We start from the raw sequence: 10,514 nt of genomic DNA on the forward strand, positions 1-10,514 counted from the left end.
GTCGGGTGTGATGCAGGGCTCGTTCTCCCGGTCATAGACCCGGAAGGAGTGCTGGAAGTAGCCCAGGGACCCGTCGACCTGCGCATGGTCGCGCAGGGTCGAGCCGCCGGCCTCCACCGCCTCGGCGAGCACGTCGCGGATGACGTCGGCAAGCTGATGCGCCTTGTCGGTCGGTTCGCCTTTCTTGGTTACGAGCGATCCGGCCGGGGCCTCCGGGTGCAGGCCGGTGCGGAACAGGGCCTCGCACACATAGATGTTGCCGAGGCCTGCGATCAGGCGCTGGTCGAGAAGGGCTGCCTTCAAGGGCGTGCGCTTGCCCGCGAACAGCCGGGCGATGGTCTCGCCTGAAAGCTCGTTGCCGAGGGGCTCGATGCCCATGCCGGCAAAATGCTTCGAGGTCTCGATCCCGGATCGTGGCACCAGATCCATGAAGCCGAAGCGGCGAGCGTCATTATAAGTGATGGTTGCGCCGTTGGAGAGCCCGAACACTACATGGTCGTGGGCGCCGAGGCCTCCATGCTCGTGATGGAACTCGCCGGGCATCCGGGTCGCCCCGTCTTGCATCACCAAGAACCGGCCGGACATGCCCAGATGCATGACCAGCACCTCCCCGGAGGAGAGATCGGCCAGCAGATACTTGGCCCGCCGGCCGAGCGCTGTGACCTCCTGCCCCTCCAGGCGTTCGACAAACCGCTCGGGAAAGGGAAAGCGCAGGTCGGGCCGCCGCTGGATCACCCTGGTGAAGCGGGCTCCCACCATGGCGGGTTCCAGGCCCCGGCGCACGGTTTCAACTTCGGGCAGTTCGGGCATCAACCATCTCTCGGCTTCTTGAGGGCTCTTACATAGCCATCTGGCCCCGCTTCCGCTATGGATCGCGACAACAGGTATATAAGGTTGGATGTAAGACCATGACCGACGAGAACACCCATTTCGGGTTCCAGTCCGTGCCCCTGGGTGAGAAGCAGGGCAAGGTCAACGAGGTCTTCCGCTCGGTGGCCGGCCGCTACGACCTCATGAACGACCTCATGTCCGCAGGTCTCCACCGCCTCTGGAAGGACGCGCTGATCTCCACCCTGCGCCCGCCCCGCGACCGGCCGTTCCGCCATCTGGATGTGGCCGGCGGCACCGGGGACGTGGCCTTCCGTATTCTCGACCAGGGTGGGCCGCAGACCCGCGTGACCGTGCTCGACATCAACGGCGAGATGCTCAAAGTCGGCGCCGAGCGGGCCGGCCACCGCTATGAGGGCCGCATCGATTTCGTCGAGGCCAATGCGGAAGAGCTGCCGCTCGAGCCTAAGACCTATGATGCCTACACCATCGCGTTCGGCATCCGGAACGTGCCGCGCATCGATGCGGCCTTGCGCGAGGCGCACCGGGTGCTGAAACCCGGCGGGCGCTTCCTGTGCCTGGAATTCTCCAAGGTCGACGTGCCCGTGCTCGACAGGATCTACGACGCCTATTCCTTCAACGTCATTCCGCGGCTGGGGCAGATGGTAACGGGGGATGCGGAATCCTACCAGTATCTCGTCGAGTCGATCCGCCGCTTCCCGCCGCCGGCGGCCTTCGCGCGGATGATCGAGGAGGCGGGCTTCAAGCGCGTCACCCATCGCACGCTCACGGCAGGTGTCGTGGCCATCCACTCGGGCTGGAAGATTTAAGCGCGTGATCGGCAGCCTCTTTCACCTCGCCCGTAACCTGCGCGCCGGCTTCGTCCTGGCGCGCGAAGGCGCATTGGCGCTTGTCGATCCGAGCGCGCTGCCGCCGGCCGCCCGCTTCGGCTTGAAAATGGCCCGGCTGGTCGAGCGTCCCCAGGCGGGCGACGGCGCGGCCCGTCTGTCCAAGGCGCTGACGCGGCTCGGGCCTTCTTACGTGAAGTTCGGCCAGTTCCTGGCGACCCGCCCCGACATCGTCGGCGTTGCGGCTGCCCGTGATCTGGAGCGCCTGCAGGACCGCATGCCGCCCTTCCCGCGAGCGGAAGCCGTGCGCATGGTCGAGATCGCGCTCGGGCGTCCGATTGACGTGCTTTTCCTGGAGTTCAGCGAGCCGATTGCCGCCGCGTCCATCGCGCAGGTTCACAAGGCCCGCATCCGCACCGCGGAGGGCGAGGAAACGGTGGCCGTGAAGGTGGTGCGGCCCGGCGTGCGCGAGGGCTTCGCCCGCGACCTGCAGGCCATGCGCGCCGCTGCCCGCCTGTTCGAGCGCATGGTGCCCGATGCCAAGCGCCTCAAGCCGCTGGAGATCGTGGAGGCGCTGGCTCGCTCTGTGGCCGTCGAAATGGATCTGCGCCTGGAAGCAGCGGCCGTCTCGGAGCTTGCGGAGAACACCAAGGACGATCCCGATTTCCGGGTGCCGAAGCCGGAATGGGACCTCACGGCCCGCGACGTGCTCACCACCACCTGGATCGAGGGCATCCGCCTCAACGATCTCGCGGCTATCGAGGCGGCGGGCTTCGACCGGGTGGCGCTCGGCCGCACGGTGATCCAGTCGTTCCTGCGCCATGCCATCCGCGACGGCTACTTCCACGCCGACATGCATCCCGGCAATCTGTTCATCGATGCGGAAGGGCGGCTCGTGGCCGTTGATTTCGGCATCATGGGCCGGCTCGGCATGAAGGAGCGGCGGTTCCTCGCAGAGATCCTGCTGGGCTTCATCCGTCGCGATTACCTGCGCGTGGCGCAGGTGCATTTCGAGGCGGGCTACGTGCCGCCGCACCATTCGGTGGAGGATTTCGCCCAAGCCATCCGGGCCATCGGCGAGCCGATCCACGACCGGCGGGCCGACGAGATCTCCATGGCGAAGCTGCTGACGCTTCTCTTCGAGATCACGGCGCTGTTCGACATGGCAACGCGCATCGAACTCGTCATGCTGCAGAAGACCATGGTGGTGGTGGAGGGCGTGGCCCGCAATCTCGACCCGAAGCTCGACATGTGGACCACCTCCGAGCCCGTGGTGCGCGACTGGATCGAACGCAATCTCGGCCCTCTCGGCCGCGCCGAGCAGGCCGGCCGGGGCCTTTGGACGCTGGCCGGCGTGATCGGCGACCTGCCGGATCTCGCCCTGCGCGCCGAGCGGGTGCTCAACCAGCTCGAGGACGTGACCGCGCGGGGCGTGTCCCTCAACCAGGACAGCGTCGCGGCCATCGGCCGTGCCGAGGCGCGGGGCAACCGGTGGGGCGTGGCGGCCTTGTGGATTATCGCGGCCTCGCTGATGATCATGCTGTTCAGAGGCTTCGCATGACGGCGCTTACAGGCAAACGCATCCTCCTCGTCATCGGCGGCGGCATCGCGGCCTATAAGTCCCTCGACCTCATCCGCCGCCTGCGCGAACGCGGCGCCTCCGTGCGCTGCATCCTGACCAACGGCGCACAGCAATTCATTACGCCGCTTGCGGCTTCCGCGCTTACAGGCCAGCGCTCGCACACGGATCTCTTCGACCGCGAGGACGAGGCGGATATCGGGCACATCAAGCTCGCCCGCGACGCGGATCTTGTGGTGGTCGCGCCCGCCAATGCCAATCTCATGGCGAAGATGGCGGGAGGGCACGCCAACGATCTCGCCTCCACGGTGCTGCTCGCCACCACCTTGCCGATCCTGATTGCGCCGGCCATGAACGTGCGCATGTGGCTGCACCCGGCGACAGGGCGCAATCTGAAGACGCTGCAGGCTGACGGCGTTCATGTGGTCGGCCCCAATGAGGGCGCTATGGCGGAAGCCGAGTTTGGCCCCGGGCGCATGGCCGAACCCTTGGAGATCGCCACAGCCGTCGAGCGCCTGCTGGCACCCTCGGGCCCACTCGCCGGCAAGCATGTGATCGTCACCTCCGGCCCGACGCATGAACCGATCGATCCGGTGCGCTACATCGCCAACCGCTCCTCCGGCAAGCAGGGTCACGCCATCGCGAAAGCCGCTGCCGAGGCCGGTGCGCGCGTCACCCTGATCTCCGGTCCCGTGGCGCTGCCAGATCCGGCTGGCGCAACGGTCGTGCATGTGGAAAGCGCCCGCGCCATGCTTGAGGCCGTGGAGCAGGCGCTGCCCGCCGACATCGGCATCTTCGCCGCTGCCGTGGCAGACTGGCGGGTGGCGAATGCGGGCGAGCAGAAGATCAAGAAGAAGGACGGCGCCCTGCCCAACCTGTCGCTCACCGAGAACCCCGACATCTTGGCCACTATCGCGCGCCGCACGAGCAACCGCCCGCCGCTCATGGTGGGCTTTGCGGCCGAAACCGAGAACGTGATCGAGCACGCCAAGCAGAAGCTCGCCAGGAAGGGCTGTGACCTCATCGTCGCCAACGATGTCTCGGCGGAAACGGGCGTGATGGGCGGCGACAGCAACACCGTGCATCTGGTCTCCGCGTCGGATGTGGAGACGTGGCCGACCCTCTCGAAAACCGACGTTGCAAAAAAGCTTGTCGAGCGCCTGGGTGCGATGGTTGGAGGCAAGACGCCATGAGCCATCGCCTGCGCATCCAGCGCCTTGCTCACGCGGACGGTCTGCCGCTCCCTCGTTATGAAACCGCAGGTGCGGCGGGCATGGATCTCATTGCCGCCAATCCTGCCGATGCACCGATTGTCCTGCAGCCGATGCAGCGTGCGCTGATCCCCACAGGCCTTGTGCTGCAACTCGAACCTGGCTTCGAGGCACAGGTGCGCCCGCGTTCGGGATTGGCCTTCAAGCACGGCGTCACGGTCCTCAATGCACCGGGCACCATCGATGCGGATTATCGCGGCGAGGTGCAGGTGCTGCTCGTCAATCTGGGATCGGAGCCTTTCACCGTCACGCGCGGCATGCGGATTGCTCAAGTCATCGTTGCGCCCGTCATCCAGGTGGAGCCGTTGGAAGTGGAGCAGGTGGATGAGACGCCTCGTGCCGCCGGCGGCTTCGGCTCCACGGGATTGGGATAGGGGGCATCCGCCATGAACTTTCTCTCACGCCGCTCGCTTCTCGCCATCGCAGCCGTCACGGACATTGCGCTTCATGCCCGGCCTATGCCGGTCTCCGCCAAGGCGCTGGCCGCCCGGCACAACCTGCCGCCGCGCTACTTGGAGCCGGTCCTGCAGGCTCTCGTGCGTCAAGGCATCCTCAAGGGTGTGCGTGGCCCGCGGGGCGGCTATGAGCTTGCCCGCGAACGGCGGCGGATCACGGCGGGTGACATCGTGCGCATCGCCATGGCGGCCCTGGAGGAGGACGGCTCGTCGCCGATCCCCGAATCGCGCTTGGCCGAGGCGGTGGTTAGCCCCCTGGTTCAACGCGGCACCGAAGCTTTCTTGAGCGAACTCGACCAAGTGACGGTCGAGGACCTGTGCCAGAAGGCCCAGGCGGAATCAGCCATTGAGAATGCTTCAGCAGTTGATTTCACGATTTGATATGTGAATTATTCCAAATATCGACACCTGCTGCGGAAAAAGATAAGGTTCCTCCGATCTGAAGGAGGATTCTATGGCTGACACTGTCAATGCATCCAGCGCCGGCACCAGGCCCGGACGCGGCCGCATCTACGGCTCGATTACGGAAACCATCGGCAATACCCCGCTCGTGCGCCTGAACCGGCTGCCGCAGGAGCATGGCGTCGACGCCGAAATTCTCCTCAAGCTCGAGTTTTTCAATCCGATTTCGAGCGTGAAGGACCGCATCGGCGTCAACATGATCGAGTCCATGGAGGCTGCCGGTCATATCAAACCCGGCGCGACCCTGATCGAGCCGACCTCCGGGAACACCGGCATTGCGCTGGCCTTCGTGGCAGCGGCGCGCGGCTATCGCCTGATCCTGGTGATGCCCGAGACCATGTCGCTTGAGCGGCGCAAGATGCTCGCCTTCCTGGGGGCCGAACTCGAACTCACCCCCGGTCCTCAGGGCATGAAGGGCGCCATCGCCCGTGCCGAAGAGCTGCTCCGCGAGATTCCGGGATCTGTCATCCCGCAACAGTTCAAGAACCCGGCCAATCCGGAGATCCACCGCAAGACAACCGCCGAGGAGATCTGGAACGATACAGGAGGCCAGCTCGACGCCTTCGTCTCGGCGGTGGGCACCGGCGGCACGATCACCGGCGTCGGTCAGGTGATCAAGCCGCGCCTGCCTTCCTTAAGGGTGATTGCCGTGGAGCCGGAGGATTCGCCGGTGCTGTCCGGGGGCCAGCCGGGCCCGCACAAGATCCAGGGCATCGGCGCGGGCTTCGTGCCGGATGTGCTCGACCGCTCCGTGATCGACGAGGTGGTCACCGTGGGCAACCAGACCGCTTTCGACATGGCCCGCAAGCTTGCGAAGCTGGAAGGCATTCCCGGCGGCATTTCGACGGGCGCCAATGTGGCGGCAGCCCTCGAAGTGGCCTCGCGGCCCGAGTTCAAGGGCAAGCGCATCGTCACGGTCGCGTGCTCCTTCGCCGAGCGCTATATCTCGAGTGCGCTCTTCGAAGGGCTCTGAGCTCGTCATCAAACGACAAGACCCAAGGGCGGCTTCCAGGCCGCCCTTTTTGTTTGCACCACTCCCAAGCGTAGCCAGAACTTCGCCCCGTCCGCCGGGTTCTCCTTGCACGTACGAGATTTGAACGATGTTTCAAGGAGTTCATCATGGCGGAACGCAAGGCTCCCCATTCTTTGAAGGACCAAGATGCGGACCAGATCCGCAACGAGCAGCGCGGCGGCATCGACAGCCCTGTCGATCCCAACCGGGACGGCGGCGTCGAAGGCAACGCCACCTTGAGGCGCGTTTGGAGCCAGCCCGGTGGCGAGGCCTATGCTTATCGCCAGGGACAGACCGGCCAGACCAGCAAGGCCGGGCATGACGGCCATGACGAACTCACGGCTGCCGAGACGCCGGAGACCACCAAGCACCTGAGCGACGCCAGCCTGTCGCCGGATGACAAGGACGCGACCGCCGAAGCCATTGAGCGGGCGACCGCCGTCAACGGCAAGGACAAGGGCTGACAGGAGAGCGCCATGGGCAATGCAGGCTACGGCAATCATACCGAAGACACGAAGCAGGACGTGGAGTCCAAGCGGCTCGATCCGCAGGGCGATAAGCAAGCCTCGTCCGACAAGCAGCCAGGCGGCAAGCAGCCGGCGGCGGGCCCTCACAGCAAGCCGTCGCTGACGAACCCGGATTCGACGCCCGGCACGGGCGCCTTGCCCGATGCCGGTGATCGGGACGCGACCGACTCCACCAGTTCATAGAGGCTTGAGAGCATCATGACCCAGAACCAGAATTCGGGACCCCGCGTCCCGACCGAGCGTCCGGATCCGGAAGAGGCTGCCCGCGATCCGGGAGCCGGCGCGGAAGACCGCCCCGGTTTCGATCTCGGCGGATCAGTGGATCCGTCCAACAAGACCCAGGTCGGCTCGGGCACCATTCCGGGCGGTCCGAAGGGCAGCACGTCCGGCGGAACCGATGCCGGCGGACGCGCGACCGGGCTCACCGATCCGAGCGGCTCGCGCTCCCTCGGCAATGAGGGCGATGCGGGATCCGATTCCGGCTCCGGACCGACCGACGGCTCCGGCGGCCCTTCCTGAATTCATGCGAGGCAAGACCATGGCTCAACCGAACGACAAGTCCAATAAGGCGACCGAAGAGGATATCAGCGCGCCGCGCCTGACCCCGCAGGGCCGCGAGAACCCCGAGGCCTCGGGCGAGGATTCGACGAACCCGATGGGCGAAGGTGCCAAGAAGGGGCAAGGCGACAAGGCTGAAGGCTGAGCTCAGACCTGTCAGCAAACATCGAGGGAAGCCACTCGTGCTTCCCTCTACAATCCTCCGTCCCTTCCATAGACTCGAAAGCCTTCACGCTCGCAGAGACGGTCGTAGTAGCGCCCGATCTCCCGCAGATGAGGGTGTTCGAGCGGAATGCTCTTCCAGCGATGGACCGACAGGCCGATGACGATGTCGGCGCAGGTGAAAGCTGGACCGGTGATGTAGGCGCCGGTGCGGGCGAGTTCCCGGTCGATCACCTGAGCGGCGGAGCAGAACGCGCTCCATGACGCGGCGATCTGCTTTTCATCCTGAAAGTTCGGGTTCCTGCGCACCGTCGCCTGGAAGACGTAGCGCCAGGTGTTGTTGAAGTCGGAGACCTGCCAGTCCATCCACTTCTCGACCTGCGCCCGCTTGGCGGGATCGGCAGGCAGCAGGTCGTCACGGCCTTCCCGCCCCGCCAGATAGCGGACGATGCTGTTCGACTCCCAGAAGAGCTGGCCCGCATCCTCCAGCACCGGGATCATGCCGACGGGATTGAGTTTTTGGAACTCCGGGTCCGTGACGGGTCGCGTGCCGCCGCCCCAGTCGATGCGCTCGAACGGGAGCCCAAGCTCCATGCAGGTCCAGAGCACCTTCCGCATATTGATGGACCCTGCGTATCCGTGAACTTTCAGCATGCTCCCTCCCGATCTCCGTTCATGAAAAAGGCCGCTCCGGAGAGCGGCCTTTGATCTGTTGCTTCAGGCGATGCCTTTAAGCGCTGAGCGCTTCCTTCTGCTTCTCGGCGCGCTTGCGGTCGTTCGGGTCGAGGATCGCCTTGCGGATGCGGATCGACTTCGGCGTCACTTCGACGAGCTCGTCGTCCTCGATCCAGGCGAGCGAACGCTCGAGGGTCATGCGGATCGGCGGCGTCAGGCGCACCGCCTCGTCCTTGGAGGTCGTGCGGATGTTGGTGAGCTTCTTGCCCTTGAGCACGTTCACCTCGAGGTCGTTCTCGCGGTTGTGCTCGCCGATGATCATGCCCTGATAGACCTTCCAGCCGGGCTCGATCATCATCGGGCCGCGGTCTTCCAGATTCCACAGGGCATAGGCCACGGCCTCGCCTGCGTCGTTGGAGATCAGCACGCCGTTGCGCCGTCCCGCGATCTCGCCCTTGTAGGGCTCGTAGGCATGGAACAGGCGGTTCATGATCGCCGTGCCGCGGGTGTCGGTCAGAAGCTCGCTCTGGTAGCCGATGAGGCCGCGGGTCGGAGCGTAGAACACGAGGCGCTGGCGGTTGCCGCCGGACGGCTTCATCTCGACCATGTCGGCGCGGCGCTCGGACATCTTCTGCACGACCACACCGGAATGCTCCTCGTCCACGTCGATGACCACTTCCTCGATGGGCTCGAGAAGCTGGCCGCTCTCGTCCTTCTCGAAGACGACGCGGGGACGCGACACGGCGAGCTCGAAGCCCTCGCGGCGCATGGTCTCGATCAGGATCGCGAGCTGCAATTCGCCACGGCCCGAGACGTAGAACGAGTCCTTGTCTGCCGCTTCCTCGATCTTGAGGGTCACGTTGCCTTCCGCTTCCTTGAACAGGCGGTCGCGGATCATGCGGCTCGTGACCTTGTCACCCTCGGTGCCGGCGAGCGGGCTGTCGTTGACGATGAACGACATGGTCACGGTCGGCGGATCGATCGGCTGGGCCTGGATCGGAATGTCGTTCTCGGGCGCGCAGAAGGTGTCGGCCACCGAGCCCTTCACCAGCCCCGCGATGGACACGATGTCGCCCGCCTCGCCGACCTCGATGGGCTGGCGCTCCAGCCCGCGGAAGGCCAGGATCTTGGACACGCGGCCGTTCTCGACCAAGTTGCCGTTGCGGTCGATCACCTTGATCGTCTGGTTCGGCTTCACGGTGCCCGAGGCGATGCGGCCGGTGACGATACGGCCCAGGAACGGGTTGGCCTCAAGCAGGGTGCCGAGCATGCGGAACGGGCCTTCCTCGGTCTTGGCCGGGGGCACGTGCTCAAGCACGAGGTCGAACAGGGGCGCCAGGCCCTCGTCGCTCGGGCCTTCCGGGGATTTGGCCATCCAGCCGTTGCGGCCGGACCCGTAGAGGATCGGGAAGTCGAGCTGCTCGTCGGTGGCGTCGAGCGCCGCGAACAGGTCGAACACCTCGTTGATGACCTCTGTGTGGCGGGCATCGGGGCGGTCGATCTTGTTGATGGCGACGATCGGCTTGAGGCCGATCTTGAGGGCCTTGGACACCACGAACTTGGTCTGCGGCATCGGCCCTTCGGCTGCGTCCACGAGAACGATGGCGCCGTCCACCATGCTCAGGATGCGCTCCACCTCGCCGCCGAAATCGGCGTGGCCGGGGGTGTCGACGATGTTGATCCGGGTGTCCTTCCAGACGACCGAGGTCGCCTTGGCCAGGATGGTGATGCCGCGCTCCTTCTCGAGGTCGTTCGAGTCCATGGCGCGCTCTTCCACGCGCTGGTTCTCGCGGAAGCTGCCTGATTGCTGGAGGAGCTTGTCGACGAGGGTGGTCTTGCCATGGTCGACGTGGGCGATGATGGCGATGTTGCGCAGCTTCATGAGGCTAGTCTTTCAAAGCAAAATGGCCCGGTTCGCGGCAAGCTTAGCCGCGCTCCTGGCTCGAACCGGGCGGAAATTCTGATGCGCTGCAATATAATGATAAGAGAGCGGCCGCAATAGGGCAGCTTGTCTTACACGCGCAAAGAACAGCCAGCACCGTGTGGCCCGCAGCCTGTGGGCTGCGAGCCTGTGGGTGAGATCGAGGGTGGCGCGTTGGGCAGCCCGGCTCGATGTGTGGTGGTGAGAATGGAAGAG

13 protein-coding genes are annotated in these 10,514 nt (G+C 65.4%); 10 read left to right on the forward strand and 3 right to left on the reverse strand.

From position 1 onward, the window contains the following. A partial coding sequence (gene mutM / locus JQC81_RS30825; protein ID WP_203275589.1) for a bifunctional DNA-formamidopyrimidine glycosylase/DNA-(apurinic or apyrimidinic site) lyase occupies positions 1-810 on the reverse strand: 810 nt, incomplete at its 3' end. Positions 811-908: 98 nt separating this feature from the next. Between mutM and ubiE the strand changes: the two genes are divergently transcribed. The 10 genes from ubiE (at position 909) to JQC81_RS30875 (ending at position 7,685) form a co-directional block, all read left to right on the forward strand. Then, on the forward strand, positions 909-1,658 hold the full coding sequence (gene ubiE / locus JQC81_RS30830) for a bifunctional demethylmenaquinone methyltransferase/2-methoxy-6-polyprenyl-1,4-benzoquinol methylase UbiE (RefSeq protein ID WP_203275590.1): 750 nt from the start codon (positions 909-911) through the stop codon (positions 1,656-1,658). A gap of 4 nt (positions 1,659-1,662) precedes the next feature. Continuing rightward, on the forward strand, positions 1,663-3,237 hold the full coding sequence (gene ubiB / locus JQC81_RS30835; protein ID WP_203275591.1) for a 2-polyprenylphenol 6-hydroxylase: 1,575 nt from the start codon (positions 1,663-1,665) through the stop codon (positions 3,235-3,237). Beyond that, positions 3,234-4,448, forward strand: a complete 1,215-nt coding sequence (gene coaBC, locus JQC81_RS30840; protein ID WP_203275592.1) for a bifunctional phosphopantothenoylcysteine decarboxylase/phosphopantothenate--cysteine ligase CoaBC — start codon at positions 3,234-3,236, stop codon at positions 4,446-4,448. Before ubiB ends, coaBC begins: the two co-directional genes overlap by 4 nt. Continuing rightward, positions 4,445-4,900, forward strand: coding sequence for a dUTP diphosphatase (gene dut / locus JQC81_RS30845; RefSeq protein WP_203275593.1), 456 nt, complete (start codon positions 4,445-4,447; stop codon positions 4,898-4,900). Before coaBC ends, dut begins: the two co-directional genes overlap by 4 nt. A 12-nt stretch (positions 4,901-4,912) precedes the next feature. After that, positions 4,913-5,362, forward strand: coding sequence for an RrF2 family transcriptional regulator (locus JQC81_RS30850; RefSeq protein WP_203275594.1), 450 nt, complete (start codon positions 4,913-4,915; stop codon positions 5,360-5,362). A gap of 73 nt (positions 5,363-5,435) precedes the next feature. Further along, on the forward strand, positions 5,436-6,416 hold the full coding sequence (gene cysK, locus JQC81_RS30855; protein ID WP_203275595.1) for a cysteine synthase A: 981 nt from the start codon (positions 5,436-5,438) through the stop codon (positions 6,414-6,416). A 146-nt stretch (positions 6,417-6,562) separates the two neighbouring features. Beyond that, positions 6,563-6,919 (forward strand): hypothetical protein, encoded by a 357-nt coding sequence (locus JQC81_RS30860; RefSeq protein ID WP_203275596.1) that lies wholly within the window; start codon positions 6,563-6,565, stop codon positions 6,917-6,919. 12 nt (positions 6,920-6,931) lie between these two features. Then, positions 6,932-7,165: a hypothetical protein gene (locus tag JQC81_RS30865; protein WP_210347329.1), complete on the forward strand. Its 234-nt coding sequence runs from the start codon at positions 6,932-6,934 to the stop codon at positions 7,163-7,165. A 15-nt stretch (positions 7,166-7,180) separates the two neighbouring features. Next, positions 7,181-7,501: a hypothetical protein gene (locus JQC81_RS30870; protein ID WP_203275597.1), complete on the forward strand. Its 321-nt coding sequence runs from the start codon at positions 7,181-7,183 to the stop codon at positions 7,499-7,501. Positions 7,502-7,520: 19 nt separating this feature from the next. After that, positions 7,521-7,685, forward strand: coding sequence for a hypothetical protein (locus JQC81_RS30875; RefSeq protein WP_203275598.1), 165 nt, complete (start codon positions 7,521-7,523; stop codon positions 7,683-7,685). Between the two features lie 47 nt (positions 7,686-7,732). Here JQC81_RS30875 and JQC81_RS30880 read toward each other — a convergent pair whose 3' ends face one another. Beyond that, entirely contained in the window at positions 7,733-8,356 is a 624-nt protein-coding gene (locus tag JQC81_RS30880) for a glutathione S-transferase family protein (protein WP_203275599.1), read from the reverse strand. Between the two features lie 76 nt (positions 8,357-8,432). Further along, positions 8,433-10,259, reverse strand: coding sequence for a translational GTPase TypA (gene typA, locus JQC81_RS30885; RefSeq protein ID WP_203275600.1), 1,827 nt, complete (start codon positions 10,257-10,259; stop codon positions 8,433-8,435). Positions 10,260-10,514 lie beyond the last annotated feature (255 nt).

The sequence above is a fragment of the Microvirga arabica genome, from assembly GCF_016811235.1.
In the GTDB taxonomy this organism is placed as follows: domain Bacteria; phylum Pseudomonadota; class Alphaproteobacteria; order Rhizobiales; family Beijerinckiaceae; genus Microvirga; species Microvirga arabica.

Excerpts from the sequence above, each read along its gene's own strand:
- JQC81_RS30870 (WP_203275597.1), top strand. The coding sequence starts at position 7,181 with ATGACCCAGAACCAGAATTCGGGACCCCGCGTCCCGACCGAGCGTCCG.
- dut (WP_203275593.1), top strand. The coding sequence starts at position 4,445 with ATGAGCCATCGCCTGCGCATCCAGCGCCTTGCTCACGCGGACGGTCTG.
- typA (WP_203275600.1), bottom strand. The coding sequence starts at position 10,259 with ATGAAGCTGCGCAACATCGCCATCATCGCCCACGTCGACCATGGCAAG.
- ubiE (WP_203275590.1), top strand. The coding sequence starts at position 909 with ATGACCGACGAGAACACCCATTTCGGGTTCCAGTCCGTGCCCCTGGGT.
- JQC81_RS30865 (WP_210347329.1), top strand. The coding sequence starts at position 6,932 with ATGGGCAATGCAGGCTACGGCAATCATACCGAAGACACGAAGCAGGAC.
- coaBC (WP_203275592.1), top strand. The coding sequence starts at position 3,234 with ATGACGGCGCTTACAGGCAAACGCATCCTCCTCGTCATCGGCGGCGGC.
- JQC81_RS30850 (WP_203275594.1), top strand. The coding sequence starts at position 4,913 with ATGAACTTTCTCTCACGCCGCTCGCTTCTCGCCATCGCAGCCGTCACG.
- JQC81_RS30880 (WP_203275599.1), bottom strand. The coding sequence starts at position 8,356 with ATGCTGAAAGTTCACGGATACGCAGGGTCCATCAATATGCGGAAGGTG.
- JQC81_RS30860 (WP_203275596.1), top strand. The coding sequence starts at position 6,563 with ATGGCGGAACGCAAGGCTCCCCATTCTTTGAAGGACCAAGATGCGGAC.
- cysK (WP_203275595.1), top strand. The coding sequence starts at position 5,436 with ATGGCTGACACTGTCAATGCATCCAGCGCCGGCACCAGGCCCGGACGC.
- JQC81_RS30875 (WP_203275598.1), top strand. The coding sequence starts at position 7,521 with ATGGCTCAACCGAACGACAAGTCCAATAAGGCGACCGAAGAGGATATC.